Origin of the sequence: Nocardia seriolae NBRC 15557 (genome assembly GCF_007990715.1) — a bacterium.
Taxonomy (GTDB): Bacteria; Actinomycetota; Actinomycetes; order Mycobacteriales; family Mycobacteriaceae; genus Nocardia; species Nocardia seriolae.
Map to the genome: position 1 here is coordinate 1 of NZ_BJWY01000142.1, position 17,730 is coordinate 17,730.

General features: G+C 68.6%; 17 protein-coding genes. 9 read left to right on the forward strand and 8 right to left on the reverse strand.

Annotated elements, in window-relative coordinates; translation table 11 throughout:
* Together NS2_RS30550 and NS2_RS30555 are read left to right on the forward strand one after the other, a co-directional pair.
* Nucleotides 1–450: SRPBCC family protein (locus NS2_RS30550; protein ID WP_063865102.1), on the forward strand; the 450-nt coding region annotated here is incomplete at its 5' end.
* 15 nt (nt 451–465) lie between these two features.
* A complete protein-coding gene (locus tag NS2_RS30555; RefSeq protein ID WP_033090797.1) occupies nt 466–1,170 on the forward strand; it encodes an SIMPL domain-containing protein in 705 nt (234 codons plus the stop codon).
* 9 nt (nt 1,171–1,179) lie between these two features.
* On the opposite strand, the gene NS2_RS30560 is transcribed toward NS2_RS30555, so the two are convergent.
* Complete coding sequence (locus NS2_RS30560) at nt 1,180–2,211, reverse strand: beta-ketoacyl-ACP synthase III (protein ID WP_033090798.1); 1,032 nt, start codon at nt 2,209–2,211, stop codon at nt 1,180–1,182.
* A gap of 283 nt (nt 2,212–2,494) precedes the next feature.
* Here NS2_RS30560 and NS2_RS30565 point away from each other — a divergent pair, with 283 nt between their 5' ends.
* From NS2_RS30565 to NS2_RS30580, 4 genes are all read left to right on the forward strand, one after another.
* Nucleotides 2,495–3,211: a phosphatidylserine decarboxylase gene (locus NS2_RS30565; protein ID WP_033090811.1), complete on the forward strand. Its 717-nt coding sequence runs from the start codon at nt 2,495–2,497 to the stop codon at nt 3,209–3,211.
* Entirely contained in the window at nt 3,211–4,125 is a 915-nt protein-coding gene (gene pssA / locus NS2_RS30570) for a CDP-diacylglycerol--serine O-phosphatidyltransferase (protein ID WP_045439704.1), read from the forward strand. Before NS2_RS30565 ends, pssA begins: the two co-directional genes overlap by 1 nt.
* Nucleotides 4,126–4,213: 88 nt before the next feature.
* On the forward strand, nt 4,214–6,481 hold the full coding sequence (locus tag NS2_RS30575) for an AAA family ATPase (protein ID WP_033090800.1): 2,268 nt from the start codon (nt 4,214–4,216) through the stop codon (nt 6,479–6,481).
* Between the two features lie 157 nt (nt 6,482–6,638).
* On the forward strand, nt 6,639–7,967 hold the full coding sequence (locus NS2_RS30580; RefSeq protein ID WP_033090801.1) for a hypothetical protein: 1,329 nt from the start codon (nt 6,639–6,641) through the stop codon (nt 7,965–7,967).
* Between the two features lie 13 nt (nt 7,968–7,980).
* Here the strand turns inward: NS2_RS30580 and NS2_RS30585 are convergent, their stop codons facing one another.
* The 5 genes from NS2_RS30585 to napA all read right to left on the reverse strand — a co-directional run bounded on the left by NS2_RS30585 (nt 7,981) and on the right by napA (nt 12,395).
* The gene (locus tag NS2_RS30585; protein WP_033090802.1) at nt 7,981–9,336 is read right to left on the reverse strand and encodes a DUF5933 domain-containing protein; all 1,356 of its coding nucleotides are present in this window, start codon (nt 9,334–9,336) and stop codon (nt 7,981–7,983) included.
* Between the two features lie 184 nt (nt 9,337–9,520).
* Nucleotides 9,521–10,669, reverse strand: a complete 1,149-nt coding sequence (locus NS2_RS30590) for a glutamate--cysteine ligase (RefSeq protein WP_033090803.1) — start codon at nt 10,667–10,669, stop codon at nt 9,521–9,523.
* Nucleotides 10,670–10,687: 18 nt separating this feature from the next.
* Nucleotides 10,688–11,323: a superoxide dismutase[Cu-Zn] gene (gene sodC, locus NS2_RS30595; RefSeq protein WP_036550343.1), complete on the reverse strand. Its 636-nt coding sequence runs from the start codon at nt 11,321–11,323 to the stop codon at nt 10,688–10,690.
* Between the two features lie 123 nt (nt 11,324–11,446).
* Nucleotides 11,447–12,028 carry a LytR C-terminal domain-containing protein gene (locus NS2_RS30600; RefSeq protein WP_033090805.1) on the reverse strand — a complete coding sequence of 194 codons (582 nt, stop codon included), beginning with the start codon at nt 12,026–12,028 and terminating at the stop codon, nt 11,447–11,449.
* Nucleotides 12,029–12,044: 16 nt separating this feature from the next.
* Nucleotides 12,045–12,395 carry a nucleoid-associated protein NapA gene (gene napA / locus NS2_RS30605; RefSeq protein WP_033090806.1) on the reverse strand — a complete coding sequence of 117 codons (351 nt, stop codon included), beginning with the start codon at nt 12,393–12,395 and terminating at the stop codon, nt 12,045–12,047.
* Between the two features lie 187 nt (nt 12,396–12,582).
* Here napA and NS2_RS30610 point away from each other — a divergent pair, with 187 nt between their 5' ends.
* The 3 genes from NS2_RS30610 to NS2_RS30620 are packed head-to-tail and all read left to right on the forward strand — an operon-like array spanning nt 12,583 to nt 15,030.
* Nucleotides 12,583–13,209, forward strand: coding sequence for a peptide deformylase (locus NS2_RS30610; RefSeq protein ID WP_033090807.1), 627 nt, complete (start codon nt 12,583–12,585; stop codon nt 13,207–13,209).
* A 6-nt stretch (nt 13,210–13,215) separates the two neighbouring features.
* A complete protein-coding gene (locus NS2_RS30615; RefSeq protein WP_045439700.1) occupies nt 13,216–14,166 on the forward strand; it encodes an N-acetylglutamate synthase, CG3035 family in 951 nt (316 codons plus the stop codon).
* A 51-nt stretch (nt 14,167–14,217) separates the two neighbouring features.
* On the forward strand, nt 14,218–15,030 hold the full coding sequence (locus NS2_RS30620; RefSeq protein WP_033090808.1) for an exodeoxyribonuclease III: 813 nt from the start codon (nt 14,218–14,220) through the stop codon (nt 15,028–15,030).
* Here NS2_RS30620 and NS2_RS30625 read toward each other — a convergent pair.
* Both NS2_RS30625 and NS2_RS30630 read right to left on the reverse strand, forming a co-directional pair.
* Entirely contained in the window at nt 15,027–15,665 is a 639-nt protein-coding gene (locus NS2_RS30625) for a hypothetical protein (protein ID WP_033090809.1), read from the reverse strand. The genes NS2_RS30620 and NS2_RS30625 overlap by 4 nt on opposite strands.
* A 109-nt stretch (nt 15,666–15,774) precedes the next feature.
* Nucleotides 15,775–17,601 (reverse strand): acyl-CoA dehydrogenase, encoded by a 1,827-nt coding sequence (locus NS2_RS30630; protein ID WP_033090810.1) that lies wholly within the window; start codon nt 17,599–17,601, stop codon nt 15,775–15,777.
* Nucleotides 17,602–17,730 lie beyond the last annotated feature (129 nt).

Genomic DNA, 17,730 nt, shown 5'->3' on the forward strand with positions numbered 1-17,730 from the left:
GCTCTCGAAGCCAGTATCGATATCGCGGCCGCGCCCGAGCAGGTCTGGAGTGTTGTCTCCGATCTCAAGCGCATTCCGGAATTCAGCCCGCAGACCCTGCGCATGCAACCCCTGGGACGAACCGTGCACACCGGAACGTGGACGGTGAATCTCAACAAGGCCTCGGGCTACGTCTACCCGACCACTTCGCGGGTCGTGCGATTCGAACCGAACAAGTCGATCGCGTTCCGGATGACCGAGAACCGCACGGTCTGGAGCTACACCCTCGAACCCGGCCCCGACGGCGGCACCCGCCTGGTCCAGCGCCGCGACGTCCCCAGCGGCAAGCTGCCCTGGTGGCTGCAGAAGACCATCGACACCGTGTTCGGCGGGGAGCAGCCCTTCGAGGGCGCGCTCGTGGACGGCATGAACGAAACCCGCGGGAAGATCAAGCGAACCGTGGAGAGCTGAGCGTAGGTTCGGCCTATGCGACGACTTACAGCGATCTGCGCCGCGGCCGCCGGTGTCGCGCTGCTGCTGACCGGATGCGGCAGCTCGGACTCCGGCGGCGACCGCACGGTCACCGTCTCCGGGACCGGAAAGGTTCAGGGCACACCGGATGTGCTCAATGCCGACCTGGGCACCGAGGTGGCCGCCGGGGATGTGTCCGCGGCGGTCGATCAGGCCAATGCCAAGGCCAAGGCGATCACCGACGCCATGGTCACCGCGGGTGCCAAGCGCGAGGACATCACGACCAGCGACCTGTCCGTCCAGCCCACCTACGGGCCGGAGGGGCGCAGTATCAGCGGGTATCGGGCCACCAATTCCATGCACGTGAAGGTGCGGGACCTGCCCAAGGCGTCGGCGATTCTGTCGGCGGCCGTGCAGGCCGGGGGCAATGACACCCGCATCAGCTCGGTGGCATTCGGGTTGGAGGACAACACCAAACTGCTCTCCGATGCCCGCTCCCGCGCCTTCGAGGACGCCAAGTCCCGCGCCCAGCAGTACGCGGACCTGTCGGGGCTGAAGCTGAAGAAGGTCAAGACCATCAGCGAAAACGGCAGCGGCCCAATGCCTACCCAGGTACCCATGTACAAGGACGCGGTTCCCGGGGCAGCGCCGAACATCAGCCTCGAACCCGGCCAGCAGACGGTGACGTTCACCGTCACCGTCGCCTGGGATCTGGGTTAGCCCGGCGGGCTAGCTCTTCCAGTTCGGCAGCTGAACCACCTGGGCCGCGTAGGACAGACCCGCGCCGAAGGCGATGAGCAGGGCGGTGCCGCCGGGTTTGGCGTCGCCCTTGCGCATCATGGCCTCCATGGCCAGCGGGATCGAGGCGGCCGAGGTATTGCCGGTCTCCTCGATGTCATTGGCCAGGGCGCAGCTCTCCGGGAGTTTCAGCACCCGGGCCATGATCTCGATGATGCGGCCGTTGGCCTGGTGCGGGACCATGGCGTCCAATTCCTCGGGCGTCAGGCCCGCGCGCTCGATGGCGTCGCGGCAGACCTTCTCCAAAGAGTGTGCGGCCCAGCGGAACACGGCCGTGCCCTCCATGGCGAGGTAGGGGCGGACGGCGTCCAGGCCCCGCTCGTCGATCTCGCGGAAGAACTCCATCCAGTCCTTGTCCTGGCGGATGGCGTGGTGCTGGGTGCCGTCCGCGCCCCAGACGGTGGGGCCGATGCCGGGCTCGTCGGAGGGACCGATCACCACCGCGCCCGCGCCGTCCGCGAAGAGGAAAGCGGTGCCGCGATCGGCCGTATTGATGGTGTCGGTCAACCGTTCCACACCGATGACCAGCACATTGCGGGCGGTACCGCCCTTGACCAGATCCGAGGCCATGGCCACCCCGTGGCAGAAGCCCGCGCAACCGGCCGAGACATCGAAGGCCGCGACATTGTTCAGGCCGAGTTCGGTGGCGATCTGCGGGCCCGCGGCGGGCGTGAGCAGCAGCCAGGTCGAGGTGGCGACGATGACGCAATCGATGAGCGCCGGATCGATTTCCGCGGCCTCGATGGCGTCGCGGGCGGCCGCCGCGCTCATGGCGATGATCGTCTCCTCGGGGGAGGCGAAGCGGCGGGTGCGGATGCCGGAGCGGGTCCGGATCCATTCGTCGCTGGAAGCTATGGGCCCCGCGACCTCATCGTTTGTGACGACTCGCGCCGGCCGGTACACGCCGAGCCCGAGCATTGCCGTGTGCTCTACCCCGCTGATCGAGGCAATTCGAGCAGCCATTGGTTCTCTCCTATGTACTGCGCGTCGAACGTGACCTTCATCGGGTCCCCACCCCCGCGGGCCTGATGACACCGCAGACATGAGGCGCCCTCAGCTTAAGCGGCATAGCCGCCAATGTGTGTGCGTATGCTCACAATCACGGGGTATTGCCAGGTGGCTCACCGACAATTCATGTCCGCGTTCGCGCCCGTTCGGTTACCGAGAACGCGAGCGTCGAACGCACTTCCCGTATCGTGTGATCGCGGTCAATGACCGCACCTATCCGCGCATGAAAGAGGAGCTTGTGGCCCGCCGACCCACCCCGCCCGGCACTCCGGAACAGACCGGCCTCGGTCACGTCGTCGACCTGGTTCGTTCCTCCATTCCGCCGCTGCATCCGGCGGGTCTGCCGTTCGTGGCCGCGCCGCTGGCGGTCGCCACCCTGGGTTACCGGCGAAAGTGGCTGCGCCGCACGGGATTGCTGGCCGCCGCGGCCTGCGCCACCTTCTTCCGCCACCCGCATCGGGTGCCGCCGAACCGGTCCGGAGTCGTCGTGGCCCCCGCCGACGGCGAGGTGGCCCTGGTCGACACCGCGGTGCCGCCCGCCGAACTCGCTCTGGGCGATGCGCCGCTGCCGCGGGTGAGCATCTTCCTGTCGGTGCTGGACGTGCACGTGCAGCGGGTGCCGGTGAGCGGCCTGGTGGAGCAGATCGCCTATCAGAAGGGCCAGTTCCTGTCCGCGGACCTGCCCGAGGCCAGTGACCGCAACGAGCGCAACTCCATGGTCATCGAGACCGCGTCGGGTCAGCGGGTGGTCGTGGTGCAGATCGCCGGTCTGCTGGCGCGCCGCATCATCTGCGAGGCCAAGGCGGGCGACAAGGTGAGCATCGGCGACACCTACGGACTGATCCGGTTCGGTTCGCGCGTGGACACCTACTTCCCGGCCGGGACCGAACTGCTGGTCACGCCGGGACAGCGGACCATCGGCGCGGAAACGGTGCTGGCCGAACTGGATTCATGATGGAGCAACTCGCGCCCGCGCCGAATCAGCAGCGTCGCCGCAATCGCACCGTCATGCTGCTGCCGAGCATGGTGACCATCCTGGGTCTGTGCTCGGGTCTGTCCTCGGTGAAGTTCGCCATGGAGGGGAAGCTCGGCATCGCGCTGGCCCTGGTCGGCGCGGCCGCGGTCTTCGACATGCTGGACGGCCGCATCGCCCGCATGCTGGACGCCACCACCAGGATGGGCGCGGAACTGGATTCGCTGTCGGACGCCATCGCGTTCGGCGTCGCGCCCGCCCTGGTGCTCTACGTGACCTTCCTGCACGCCGACAGCATCGGCTGGATCCTGGCGCTGATGTTCGCGGTCTGCATGGTGTTGCGGCTGGCCCGCTTCAACACGCTCATGGACGACGACAACCGGCCCGATTGGCAGCGTGAGTATTTCGTCGGGGTGCCCGCGCCCGCGGGCGCGCTGATCGTGCTGCTGCCCATCGCGCTGTCGGAGCAGTTCGGCGACGGCTGGTGGGTGAGCTTCCCGCTGGCCGCGGTATGGACCGTGCTGACCGGTCTGCTGTGCGTGAGCACGCTGCCGACGCTGGCCATCAAGTCGGTCTCGGTGGCCCCGCGCACCGCGCCGATCCTGCTGGTGCTGGTCGCCCTGGCCGCCGCACTGCTGGTCACCTACCCGCTCATCCTGATGATGGGCCTGGTCGCGCTGTACCTGGGCCACATTCCCTTCGCCGTGCACTCGGCCCGCTGGGTGGCCGCGCGCCCGGAGACCTGGAACCACAAGCCCGCCGAGCGCCGCGCCCAGCGCCGGGCGCAGCGCCGCCAGCGGCCGCTGGCCGGTCGGGTGCCGCGGGTGTCCACGGCCCGGCTGCGGCTGCGCCGCCCCGGCCCGCGCGAGCGGGTGCCGGACCGCACCAATCGCTGAACCGCCGGCCGGGCGCTGAAACCAACGGCTGAGCCGCAATTCACGCTCGGCGGCTTCGGCGGCCGGTCGGCACGGGCAGAATTGACGGGTGCCGGAAATCAAGCTGACCGCTCACCGGAACTCCTCGGGTGGCGACGCCCGCTGGGGGTTGGTGCGATTACACCCGGAAGTGATGATGGCGCTCGGCCTGCAGGCCGGCGACGGCGTCACGCTGACCGGCGGGCGGCGCACCACCGCGGTGGTCGGTCCGTTCAAGCCCACCCACGGATCCACCCCCGGCGTCGCGCTGCTCGACGAGGTGACGCTGTCCAACGCCAAGGTGCGCGACGGCGGTGACGTCAAGATCGCGGCGGCGACCGTGTACGACGCCCGCCGGGTCGCGGTGACCGGATCCAGCCTGGCCATAGCCGCCATCCCGGAATCGACACTGCGGCAGGCGCTGCTGGGCAAGATCGTGACCGTGGGCGACACCGTCACCCTGTTGCCGCGCGATCTGCTGGCCACCGACCATCCGGCCGCCGCGCGCCGGGCGCTCAAGGGCCTCGGCATCGCCTGGACCTCGGAGGTGCTGCGGGTCACCGCCACCGATCCACAGCCCGGGGCGGTCACCATTCTGCCGAGCACCGCGGTGACGCTGGGCAGCATCGTCGGCACCGATACGCCGCACGGCCTGCTCGACGACACGAACCTGCTGTCCACCGGCCCGATACCGGTCCTCGAGCGGCCGACCTCGGCGCCCACGGCAGCCGTGGCCCCGACCGCCGCGGTCGCGGTGGCGGATCTGGCGGGCGTGCAGGCTCAGGCCGCCAAGCTGAAGGAGTGGCTGAATCTGGCGCTCGACGAGCCGGAACTGCTGAAAGCCCTTGGCGCGACCTCGCATTTGGGGGTGTTGATCACCGGACCCGCCGGTGTCGGCAAGGCGACGCTGGCCCGGGCGGTGACGGGTACCCGGCGGCTGGTGGAGCTCGACGGTCCCGCGGTCGGCGCGATCGAAGCCGGGAGCCGTTTGCGCGAGGTCGCGAACAAGGTGACCGAAATCTGTTCCGGCGCGGGCGGAGTGCTGCTGATCACCGACATCGACGCGCTGCTGCCCGCCGAACCGGAGCCGGTGGCCACGCTGATCCTGGACCAATTGCGCTGCGCCGTGGCGCGTCCGGCGGTGGCGGTGCTGGCCACCACCTCCAACGGAGTGGGCCTGGATGCGCGGCTGCGCAGTCCGGAACTGTTCGACCGGACGGTATCGCTGCCGCTGCCCACGGCCGGGGTGCGGGCGGCGCTGCTCGAGCAGCTGCTGTGCAAGGCCCCGACCGAAGATCTGAAGCGGGACGAGATCGCGGCGCGGACGCCGGGTTACGTGGTGACGGATCTGGCCGCGCTGGTGCGTGAGGCGGCGCTGCGGGCGGCGGGGCGGGCCAGCGGCGACCATTCGGATCCGGTGCTGCGGCAAGAGGATCTGACCGGGGCGCTGGAGGTGATCCGCCCGCTGTCGCGGTCGGGCTCCGAGGAATTGGCGATCGGCAATCTGAGTCTCGATGATGTCGGCGACATGGCGGAGACCAAGCAGGCGCTGACCGAGGCCGTGCTGTGGCCGCTGAAGCATCCGGATTCCTTCAAGCGGCTGGGTATCGAGCCGCCGCGCGGGGTACTGCTCTACGGCCCGCCCGGCTGCGGCAAGACCTTCCTGGTGCGGGCGCTGGCCGGTTCGGGCCAGCTGAGCGTGCACGCGGTGAAGGGCGCCGAGCTGATGGACAAGTGGGTGGGCTCCTCGGAGCGGGCGGTGCGCGAATTGTTTCAGCGCGCACGGGATTCCGCGCCGTCGCTGATCTTCCTCGACGAGGTGGACGCACTGGCCCCGCAGCGCGGCCAGTCCAGCGATTCCGGCGTGTCGGACCGGGTGGTCGCCGCCCTGCTCACCGAACTGGACGGTGTCGAGCCGCTGCGGGATGTGGTCGTGGTCGGGGCGACCAATCGCCCGGATCTGATCGATTCGGCCCTGACCCGGCCGGGTCGGCTGGAGCGCCTGGTCTTCGTGCCGCCGCCGGATGCCGAAGCCCGCGGCGAAATCCTGCGCACCGCGGCCGAATCCGTGCCGCTGGCGGCCGATGTGAACCTGCGCAGGCTGGCCCGGGACCTGGACGGCTATTCGGCCGCCGACTGCTCGGCGCTGCTGCGCGAGGCCGCGCTGGCCGCCATGCGCCGCGACGTCGAGGCCGGCGAGGTCACCGCGGACGATATGGCGGCGGCCCGCAAGGCGGTGCGACCGTCGCTCAATCCGGTTCAGGTGGAGGCGCTTCGGCTCTTTGCCGCCCAGCGGGAATCGGCGGGGCAGCCGGGCGACCCCTCCGGGTACGTCTGACAGCCGCCAGAATCAGAAAAGACCGTCTAGTTGGTTCTGCCAGCGATTATCCGGGGTTTCAGGGGCTTGCCCCTGAGAGTTCCGAGAGTTGGCTTAATCTGCGCAAAATAGGCGAGTCGAACCGACCTGTACGACTATCGCCGGTAACTTTGCGCAGGTGAGGTCGTATCAGGTCGCCGCCGAGACGATCACGGCGCTCGTCACGGCAACGGTTGCCGGACTGGCGCTGGCCCTACCCATCGACTTCGGCTGGACCTCACAGACTTCCGCGCTGCAACTGGACCTGCTGGCCTACAGCCTGCCGCGGGCCATTGCCGCGGGCGTACTGGTCGCCATGATCGCGCCGGTGCTGCTCACCACCCTGGGCAGCACCAAGGCGGCGTGGGGCACGACCGTGGGCGGACTGCTGGTGCTGCTGGCCAATCACGGCCTCGGGCATGCCACCGATCCGCACTCCTCGCTGTCCACCATGAATTTCATCGATTCGCTGGCGGGCGGGCTGGTGCTGGGCGCGCTGGGCGCGGCGGTGCTGCATCACCGGCTGCCCGCCTTCGCGTGGACGCTGGGCATCCTGATCAGCCTGCTGCTGGGTTCGGTGAATCCGGTGCCGCGGGTGGGCGGCAGCATCGACGAGACCACCGCGGGCCACTGGCACGCCACCGACATCCCGCCCGTCTGGATGATCCTGCTGGCCCTGGCGCTGGCCGCGTTCGGCTTCCTGACCTATCGGAATCGCCCGGTCGCGCAACGACTGTCGATCGAGCTCCCGCTGGCGCCGATCCTGGCGGGCGTGGTTTTGGTGCTGGTGGCGCTGGCCAGCGCGGAGTGGCTGGCCCGGCACGGGGACACGCTGGCGGGCATCGGGCTCGCGGTGGTGACGGCGGTCGGCACCGCCCTGATCGCGGCCATGCTGCTGCCGGGCCGCGACGGCGAGATCGTGCTGCTGGCGGTGGGGCTCAGCGCGGTCGCGGCGGCGACGGTGGCGGCCGAACTGCCCGCGTGGTCGATTCCGCTGCTGGTGGCGGTGACCGCGTTCGGCATGTGGACGGGCAGCCGCTACGGCGCGCCGCGGGCCTGCCTGGTGGCGGCGATCGTGCTCGGGGTCTCCACGGCCCTCACCTCCGATACCGAGCTGGCCTGGCTGATCGTCGGCGGCGCGGCAATCGTGTCCTGGCTCGTCGGTTTCGGGCTCGCCTCGGCGCGGCCGCGCTATGTGCCGAGCCGGGTGCTGGGCACCATGGTGATCTTCGTGCCGTCGGCGGTGCTGGGCATGCGCGATTATGTCGCGCGCGGCCACTACGCGCTGCAATCGCCCGACCACTCGGCGGTGTGCACGGTGACCTCGGGCAGTACCGAGACCCCGGCCTGGACCGCGGTGCTGGTGGCGGCGGGCTGTCTGGCCGGGCTGCTGGCGCTGCGCCGCAGCCGGCCCCTGCCCGCGGCGACCGAAGCGGCAACCGATTCCAACGCGGCCACGGCCGACTGAGAGTCCCGGAAGATCAGGCGCGCACGGCGTTTTCGAGGGCCGGAACCGGCAGCTGTGCGAACCAGGTGCGGTAGAAGGCCGTCACGTACGCGGCGAGCAGTCCGAGCACGATCATGCCGGCGGGCACCGGATGCTCGGCGAATCCGGCCGACAGGTACCGGTACGAGAGCAGCAGCCCCGCGAAGAGCGTGATCCCCGCGGCCACCAGCCGTGCCCGGATGGGGTCCCAGCCTCGTTCGGGTGCGCGCAGCGCGGATTCGATGGTCAGGCACAGCACCGCGCCCGCGACCAGGTCGGCGCCGTAGTGGTAGCCGAAGCCGAGGGTGGCCGAGAGGGTGGCGACGAGCCAGAAGGCGCCGCCCCAGCGCAGCCAGGTGGGTGCGGGCGCGCCGGTGAACGGGTCGCACCGGGAGTGGATGAAGATCGACAGCGCCCACGCGGTGTGCAGCGAGGGCATGCAGTTGCGCGGGGCGAAGTGGTCGAAGGCGATCGAGCCGGGCGAAAGCTCCACCGGCGGCACCATATTCGGCCAGTACTGGCCCAGCGCGAAGGCGTGCCCCTCCGCGCCGTAGGCGAAAATCGGCCCGACGACCGGGAATACGACGTAGAAGACGGGCCCGATGAGCCCGAGCACCAGGAAGGTGCGCACCAGGTAGTGCCGCGGCCACTGCCCGGTCTTCACCACATTGCGCAGCTGCCAGATGGTCACGATCATCGCGCCCAGCGGCAGTTCGATGTAGACCCAGTGCAATACGGAGGTGACGATCGGCCCCAGCCAATCGACGAGCTGCCCCATCAGCCAGGACGGGTCGCCGAGGGCGTGATCGACCAGCAGCACGTGTTCGTCGAGGACCCGGGGCCCGGCCAGCACGGTGATGCCCAGCCAGACGTCGGCGACCTTGCTGGACAGCACCAGCAGCAGGCCGAGCGACCCGGCGTGCAGCGCATTGGTCCGCTCGGCGCCCTGCCACTTCCACACCGCGAGCCCGAGAATGGCGATGAGCACCAGCACCGGACCGTTGCCCATGGCCAGCGGCCCGCCGGTGAGCCACCGAATCGACTGGTACGCAAGGTCGATGGCGAGCGCCGCGCCGACCGCGATGCCGCGTCGCCGCCAGGGCAGCCCGATCAGGGCCAGCCCGAGTCCGGCCCACGGCACGGTGAAGGATTTGGCATTGCCCGCGAAGTCGTCCCAGATGCTCTCCAACGGACCCACGAAGTGATGCTGCGAGGCGACGATCTGCAGGGCCAGCAGCAGCACGGCTAAGGCGGCCAGCACGGCCGTCAGGCGGGCGCGCGGCGACGAAATCCACTGTCCCTGTCGGCGTGCTCCACCGCCGGGCTTGGGACGCGGGTCGTCGAGCAACATCCAGCCATAGTAAACGCCATGTGAACGCCGCCCCTATGACCAGCTGAACGCCACCGGCATGCCCAGGTGAACAGCCCCCGGTCGCAGCCGTAACGACGCTGGCTGCGGCGTACAGCGTCCGCGGTGCCGCGTAATGGAAATCACAACGGTGGAAGTCGCGGTTTTCGATCCCGGGGAGTCGGGTCTACTGCTCGAGTTCGTGGACCAGCGAGTCGACGACCGCGACCAGATCGCCTTGGGCCGCGGCGGCCACCCGGCGCTGCCGCTGATAGGACGCGCCCTTCTTGGGGATGTCGGCGACCAGGGCCAGCTCGTTCTCGCAGCCGAGGCTCTTGGCGGTCGGTTCCAACCGGTTGAGCAGTTCCATCAGGTCGTCGGTGACCAGCCGCTCATTGCTGTCGGCATCGGTGATGATGATGGCGTCGAGCCCGTATCGCGCTGCGCGCCACTTGTTCTCCTGCACGTGCCAGGGCGGCAGGATGGGGGGCAGGGTCTCGCCGTTCTCCACCCGCCGGTCGAGATCGACTATGAGGCAGTGGATCAGGGCCACGATGGCGGCCAGTTCGGCCTTGGTGGGGGTGCCTTCGCAGATGCGGACCTCGATGGTGCCCCACTTGGGTGCGGGCCGGATGTCCCAGTGCATGCCGCCGAGCTGTTCGAACACACCGGTTTTCATCTGGTCGTGCACGAATCCCTCGAACTGGCCCCAGTTCTCGAATTGGAAGGGCAGTCCGGCGGTGGGCAGCTGCTGGAACATGAGCGCCCGGTTGCTGGCGTAGCCGGTGTCCACGCCCGCCCACATGGGTGAAGAGGCGGACAGCGCGAGCAGGTGCGGGTAGGACGGCAGCAGCGCGTTGAGGATCGGGAAGACCTTGTCCGGGTGCGAGATGCCGACGTGCACGTGCACGCCCCAGATCAGCATCTGGCGGCCCCACCACTGGGTGCGCTCGATGAGTTCGTCGTAATGCGCGCTGCGCGTGAGCTGTTGGGTGGACCACTGCGCGAACGGGTGAGTACCCGCGCAGAACAGGTCGACCCCGACCTGGTCGGCCGCGCGGCGCACCACGTCCTGGGTGGCGCGCAGTTCGTCGACCACCTCGCTCACGGTGTCGTGCTTGCCGGAGACCAGTTCGACGGTGTTCTTCAGCAGTTCCTTGGTGATCTGCGGGGTGCCGTCCCAGGCGCGCAGATCACCGCAGGCCTCGAAAACCGCTGCGGCGGTGTTGGACAGGTCGCGCGTCCGCTTGTCGACGAGCGCGACCTCCCATTCCACGCCGAGCGTGGGCCGGGGCGAAGAGTTGAAGGGGACCTTCGAAATGCCTGCCCCGGCCATGGCTTACCTCGAGGGGGTTCAGGCGACCACGCCGCAGGCGACCCGAGCGCCCGCGTCGCCGGTCGCGAGGGTGTCCGCATCCGGCGCGGCGGCATACCGGGTGGGGATGTTGCCGAAGTTGTCGGCGCCCGCGTGGACGATCAGGGCCTTGCCCTTGATCTCGTCCAGGGTGACCGAGTCGGTGGTGGTGGTCAGGGTGGCGGTGCCGTCCTTGAGCACCTGGAGCGAGGTCAGGTCACCGCTGGAGGGGTGCGCATTGGCCTCGCCGACCTGCAGGTGGCCACCGGCGGAGGTGAAATCGCCCTCGCACTTGCCGTTCTGGTGCAGATGCAGGCCGTGGAAGCCGGGCTTGAGGCCGTGGGCCTCGACGATCACCTCGAGGTGGCCGCCCTTGCTGGTGAAGGTGGCGGTGCCGACGGACTGGCCGTTGGAGTCCTTGAGGGTGGCGGAAACCGAATCACGCGGCTCGGCGGCGCTGCCGAGGCCGGTCTTGGCGCCGGCCGGAGCGGCCGAGCTGGTGAACACCGGCGGGGTCGTCCCCTTGACGTCGCTCGACTCCTGGCTGTTGGAGCACGCGGTGAGGCCGAGAGCGGCGACCGCGAGCACCGGAGCAACAGTCCACCAAGACGGGCGACGAGTAGAGGACGAGGCCATCGGGGAACTCCTTTACGAGTCCGAGTTTATCGGAAAGCAGGGTGGACATAGTTCGTACCGGACAAGATGATGCCAGAGCGGACCGCGCGTCCCGTGGAGGGGCCATCCGGGTGTTCGGTCGGATCAGTTGCCGGTGACGATGACGATGACGCCGGCCAGCGAATCCGAGATTCCGGGGAAGCGGGGTTCGGCCGAGCAGCCCAGCTCCGCGGCGATGGCCTGGGCCAGCGCCTGTTCCTTGGGTGAACTGCCGTAGTACACGGTGGTTTTCGGAATGACACCGTTCGGGTAGTTGCCGACCTCGGCCACATTGAAACCGTCGGCGCTGAGCTGATCACCGGTCTTCTTGGCCAGGCCCGCCACGGTGCCGTTGTTGTAGACCCGGACGGGAACGGTCTTGTCGATGCCCGCCGCGGCGGTGGTGGTTGTGGGCGCGGTCGTGGTCGGCGCGACCGTGGTGGTCGTGGGCTGCGCCGCCGTGGTCGTCGGTACCACGGGCGCGGTGCTGACCTGGGCCGAATTCTGCTGTGCCGCAGTGGTGGTGGGCGCGGCGCTGCTGGTCTGCGACCCCGCGCCGGCGTCGGAGGAGTCCGAACTCGACAGCGACATCGCGCCCAGCCCCGCGAACACGATGGCCAGCGCGATCAGAACCATCGCCAGGGCCCGCAGCGGCGGACCGCCGGACGGCGAATTCGGGTTGCTCACGCGTCGAGCCTACTGGCTATACCTGGAAACCGAGACGACGTGCGGCCCTGGTCTTCTGGCGGCTGGCCCGCAGCCGGCGCAGGCGCTTGACCAGCATGGGGTCGGCGACCAGCGCCTCGGGCTTGTCCACGACGGCGTTCAGGACCTGGTAGTAGCGGGTGGCGGAGAGATCGAAGAGCTCGCGGATGGCTTCCTCTTTGGCGCCGGCGTACTTCCACCATTTGCGCTCGAAGTCCAGAATGTCGAGTTCGCGGCGGGAAAGGCCGTGTGCGCCATCCTCGTCGGCGGCACTCTCCGGGATACCGGGGGCACCCGCGGGAATACCGTCCTCGCTTGCGGAGATGTCTCGTGCCGCTGCGCTGTCCATAGTGCTCCCTCGCCGAGTGGTCACCAGACGAATTTGAACGTCGCCGATCATTCAACCACGCCCCGCGATCTTCCCGATGCGTACCGCTCGGCGTGTTATGTGACGCAACCCCGGCGTGTCGGACTGGGCGACGGCCGCGAACGGCCGGAGCGAAGCCGAGGCAATCGGACCCAGTAGGCTGCTCACCATGGCTATTCTCCCGATTCGCATTGTCGGCGACCCGGTTCTGCACCGCGCGACCACTCCGGTCACGCAGACCCCGGAGGAGCTGGCCGAGCTGATCGCGGACATGTACGAGACCATGGACGCCGCCCACGGCGTGGGACTGGCGGGCAACCAGGTCATCATCAAGGACGAGGACGAGCTGGCCCCGCGCCTGTTCGTCTACGACTGCCCCGACGAGGCCCCCCGCGGCAAGATGGTCCGCCGCCGCGGCTGCGTGGTGAATCCGGTGCTGGTGACCTCCGAAATCCCCGAGACCATGCCGGATCCCGACGATGACGAAGAGGGCTGCCTGTCGGTGCCCGGCGAGCAGTTCCCCACCGGCCGCGCCGACTGGGCCAAGGTCACCGGCACCGACGAGAAGGGCGAGCCGGTCGAGCTCGAGGGCAACGGCTTCTTCGCGCGCATGCTGCAGCACGAGACCGGCCACCTCGACGGCTATCTGTACGTGGATGTGCTGGTGGGCCGCAATGCCCGGGCCGCCAAGAAGTCCATCAAGCGAAACGGCTGGGGCAAGCCGGGTTTGAGCTGGGTGCCGGGCACCGTCCCCGACCCGTTCGGCCACGACGACGTCGACGAGGACGACGACTAACCACCTATGACCGAATCCGAACTCCCGCCGATCGGAAAGCGGGTGGTGGTTCGTTACCGCCTGCCCGCCGGTTATCCCCAGCCGCTGACCGATGTCATCGGCGAACTCACCGCGACCGACCCCCTGACCGTGCGCACCGCCGACGGCCAGGTGGTGTCGATCGCCTGGGATCAGGTGGTGGCGTGGAAACCGCTCGGGCCCAGGCCCATTCGGACCAGTGAGATCCGTTCCCTGGAGGCGGCGGCCGCCGACGGCTGGCCGGGCCAGATGCGGTCCTGGATCGACGGCTGGCTGCTGCGCGCCGGGAACGGCTACACCAATCGCGCGAATTCTGCGGTGCCGCTGGGCGGTACCGACGGCCCGGCGCTGATGAACACCGAGACCCTGCAGCGCATCGGCGAGTGGTACACCGCGCACGGCCTGCCGCTGGTGCTGCAACTGCCGGATCGGCTGGCCACCGCGCCCGCCCAGTGGCGCACCTGGAACGAAACCCAGGTGCTGGCCGTCGATATCGAGAACATGATGCTGCCGCAGGGCCCGCCGATGGTGCGGTTCACCTCGGAGCCGGACGGGGCCTGGCTGTCGGTGCACCGGCATCGCGGCGGGGACACCTATGTCGGATCCACGCCGGTGGTGGAGGTACTGACCGCGGTGCGCGACGGTGAAGTCGCCTTCGCCACACTGGGTTTGCCGACCGCGCTGGCCATCGGCCGGGCCGCGGTCACCACCGCCCCGGACGGCCGCCGCTGGGTGGGGCTGACCTGCATGGCGGTGGCGGACGGGCATCGGCGGCACGGGCTGGGCTCGCTGGTGTGCGCGGAGATGGTGCGCTGGGGGCAGTCGCGCGGGGCCACGCACGCGTACGTGCAGGTTTCGGATGACAATGACGCGGCGCTGGCGTTGTATCAGGAGATGGGCTTCGTGGAGCACCACTCCTACCGGTACGCCGCGCCGTAACCCCGCGCTTCCCGATTTTCGAAAGACACTATCGCTGAGAGGTTCATCGCCGTGCGCATCGCCACCTGGAACGTGAATTCGATTCGCACCCGGCAGGATCGGGTGCTGGCGTGGCTGGACCGCGCCGATATCGACGTGCTCGCCATGCAGGAGACCAAGTGCAAGGACGAGCAGTTCCCGTTCGAGGCGTTCGAGGCGGCCGGGTACGAGGTCGCGCACGTCGGCTACAACCAGTGGAACGGGGTGGCCATCGCCTCCCGGGTGGGCATCGAGGATGTCGAGATCGGCTTCCCGGACCAGCCGGGCTTCGACAAGGACGCCGGGGAGTCGCTGCTCAGCACGCCGGTGGTGGAGGCCCGCGCCATCGGCGCGACCTGCGGCGGGGTGCGGGTGTGGAGCCTGTACGTGCCCAACGGCCGCGCCTTGGACGATCCGCACTACACCTACAAGCTGGAATGGCTTGCGGCGCTGCGCAATGCGGGCAGCAAGTGGCTGGCCGAGGCTCCGGACGCGCAGATCGCGCTGGTCGGCGACTGGAACATCGCGCCGACCGATCTGGATGTCTGGTCGCCGGAGTTCTTCGAGGGCAAGACGCACGTCTCCCAACCCGAACGTGACGCCTTCGACGCCTTCGACGAGGCGAACTTCACCGACGTGATGCGGCCCTTCCACCCGGGCCCGGGTGTCTACACCTACTGGGACTACACCCAGCTGCGCTTCCCCCGCCGGGAGGGCATGCGCATCGACTACATCCTCGGCTCCCCCGCCCTGGCGGCCCGCGTCACCGAGGCGAACGTGGACCGCGAGGAGCGAAAGGGCAAGGGGGCCAGCGATCACGCCCCCGTCGTGGCAGAACTCTCCTAGACCGGCCGGGTCTTGATGGCGTCGCGGGAGATGAAGACGTCGTAGTTGCCCGCGGTGGCGATCACGGCGTTGCCGTAGGCCGAGCGCACGAAAGGCTTTGTGTACCAGGTCCGATTCTTCATGTCCTGGAAGAAGTCGGCATCACTGCCGTTGAGGAAGATCTGGTTCTGCTTGGTGGCGATGCCGTCCAGGCGCTGGCCGTAGAGGCGGGTCACCTTGTAGCCGGAATTGAAGCCCAGCGCGTTCACCCACGCGTCGAGCTCCACGATATTGGCCTGCAGCACCCACATGTCGCCCTCGACCTGGTAGCTCTTGTGCTGGTCGCCGTGGTCCTTGTCGCCGTAGAGGGTGAGGTCCACGTTCATCATGTGTTCCTGACCCGCAATGGGTTTGGCCTCGATGTGGGCGGCCTTCACCTCGCCGGTGAGCCCCAGGAACGTCTGCAGCAGCGTGGTGATCCACAGGATCACCACCGCGACGAGCACGACTCCGATCGCGCCCGCGCCACGCCCGGCCAGCACCCGCCAGCCGACCTTGCGCGCCTTGAGTACCGCCGTGATCAGCAGACCGATCGCGCCGATGGCTAACACCAGCAGCAGGATCTGGATCCAGCCGAAGGAAACCGGGAAGACCATGCCGTAGTTGTACCCGCTGGGGACGACACATCACGGCAGGTCACAAATGAAAAACGCGTGTCTTGTCGGCGAGCCGCGACTCGCCGACAAGACACGCGTCAGAGCGAACTCAGAAAGCCGCTTCGTCCAGCTTCATGATGTCGTTGTCGATGTTCTCGACGACGCTGCGCACGCCGCTGATCAGCGGGAGCTTGTTCTTGGCGAAGAAGGAGGCCACACCGACCTTGCCGGTGTAGTAGCTCTTGTCCTTCTCGGCCGCACCGGCGTCCAGCGCCGCCTGCGCGATGGCGGCGTGCTCGAGCAGTCGCCACGCGATGACGAGATCGCCCACGGCGTACAGGAATCGGCCCGAGCCCAGGCCGACCTTGTAGATCTCGTCGACCTGCTGCTGGGCGGCCATCAGGTAGCCCGTCAGGGTGGCCGCCATGGCCTGCACGTCGGCCAGCGCCGCGCCGAGCAGCCCGCGCTCCACCTTGAACTGGTCCGGGCCGCCGTCGACGAACTTCTGGATCAGGCCCGCGACGTGGCCCAGGGCCACGCCCTTGTCGCGAATGATCTTGCGGAAGAAGAAGTCCTGCGCCTGGATGGCGGTGGTGCCCTCGTACAGCGAGTCGATCTTGCAGTCGCGGATGTACTGCTCGATCGGGTAGTCCTGCAGGTAGCCCGAGCCGCCCAGGGTCTGCAGCGATTCGGTCAGGCTCTCGTAGGCCCGGTCCGAGCCGCAGCCCTTGACGATGGGCAGCAGCAGGTCGTTGACCCGCTCGGCCAGCTCGGCGTCCACGCCGTAGTTGGCCTGCGCCACATCGGCGTTCTGGTAGGAGGCGCAGAACATGTACAGCGCGCGCAGGCCCTCGGCGTAGGCCTTCTGGGTGGCCAGCGAGCGGCGCACGTCCGGGTGGTGGGTGATGGTGACGCGCGGGGCGGCCTTGTCGGTCATCTGGGTCAGGTCCGCGCCCTGCACGCGCTGCTTGGCGTACTCCAGGGCGTTCAGGTAGCCGGTGGACAGCGCGCCGGTGGCCTTGGTGCCCACCATCATCCGCGCGTTCTCGATGACCTTGAACATCTGCGCGATGCCATTGTGCTTGTCGCCGACCAGGTATCCGACGGCCGGAATGTCGCCGCCGAAGGTGATCTCACAGGTGGGCGAGGACTTGATGCCCATCTTGTGCTCGACGCCGGTGACCAGCGCGCCGTTCTTGGCGCCGAGTTCCATGGTCTCGGTGTCGAACAGGAAGCGCGGCACCACGAACAGCGACAGGCCCTTGGTGCCCGGCCCGGCGCCCTCGGGGCGGGCCAGCACCAGGTGGAAGATATTGGCGGCGGTGTCGCCCACGTCGCCGCCGGAGATGAAGCGCTTCACGCCCTCGATGTGCCAGGTGCCTTCGGCCTGCGCGATCGCCTTGGTGCGGCCCATGCCGACGTCGGAACCGGCGTCGGGCTCGGTGAGCACCATGGTGCCGCCCCACCGGTTCTCCCACGCGTGCGCGGCCCACTTCTGCTGCTGCTCGGTGCCCTCGTCGAAGAGCACCTTGTGCATGAGCGGACCCGTATTGAAGAAGGAGGCCGAGTTGTTCGCGGCCACGATCATTTCCTGGATGCCCCAGATGAGCGCGTTCGGCGCGGGCACGCCACCCATGTCCTCGGACATGCCCAGGCCCGAGTAGCCCGCCTCGTTGACCGCGGCCACGGTCTTCTTCAGCGATTCGGGCACGGTGATGGTGTGCTGCTCCGGCAGGAACTCGACCGGGTTGCGGTCGGCGTCGACGAAGGACTCCGCGATCGGCCCCTCCGCCAGGCGCTTGGCCTCGGCGAGCATCTCCCGTGCGGTGTCGCCGTCCAGGTCGCCGTAGGCGCCCTGATCCAGCAGTTCCCCGATGCCCAGAACTTCGAACAAGTTGAACTCGATGTCTCGTAGGTTCGCCTTGTAGTGGGACACGGAAGGGCCTCCTCGGCTGAGTCTTAACTGATCAAGAGATTTCGACGATCTGATCAAGCTTCTTGACGATCAAGCGAAGGTTGCCGTACGCCCGTCCGGTTACGCAAGCGTAGGCAAGCCTCTTAATAC

Excerpts from the sequence above, each read along its gene's own strand:
- NS2_RS30555 (WP_033090797.1), top strand. The coding sequence starts at position 466 with ATGCGACGACTTACAGCGATCTGCGCCGCGGCCGCCGGTGTCGCGCTG.
- NS2_RS30560 (WP_033090798.1), bottom strand. The coding sequence starts at position 2,211 with ATGGCTGCTCGAATTGCCTCGATCAGCGGGGTAGAGCACACGGCAATG.
- pssA (WP_045439704.1), top strand. The coding sequence starts at position 3,211 with ATGGAGCAACTCGCGCCCGCGCCGAATCAGCAGCGTCGCCGCAATCGC.
- NS2_RS30585 (WP_033090802.1), bottom strand. The coding sequence starts at position 9,336 with ATGTTGCTCGACGACCCGCGTCCCAAGCCCGGCGGTGGAGCACGCCGA.
- NS2_RS30590 (WP_033090803.1), bottom strand. The coding sequence starts at position 10,669 with ATGGCCGGGGCAGGCATTTCGAAGGTCCCCTTCAACTCTTCGCCCCGG.
- sodC (WP_036550343.1), bottom strand. The coding sequence starts at position 11,323 with ATGGCCTCGTCCTCTACTCGTCGCCCGTCTTGGTGGACTGTTGCTCCG.
- napA (WP_033090806.1), bottom strand. The coding sequence starts at position 12,395 with ATGGACAGCGCAGCGGCACGAGACATCTCCGCAAGCGAGGACGGTATT.
- NS2_RS30610 (WP_033090807.1), top strand. The coding sequence starts at position 12,583 with ATGGCTATTCTCCCGATTCGCATTGTCGGCGACCCGGTTCTGCACCGC.
- NS2_RS30615 (WP_045439700.1), top strand. The coding sequence starts at position 13,216 with ATGACCGAATCCGAACTCCCGCCGATCGGAAAGCGGGTGGTGGTTCGT.
- NS2_RS30625 (WP_033090809.1), bottom strand. The coding sequence starts at position 15,665 with ATGGTCTTCCCGGTTTCCTTCGGCTGGATCCAGATCCTGCTGCTGGTG.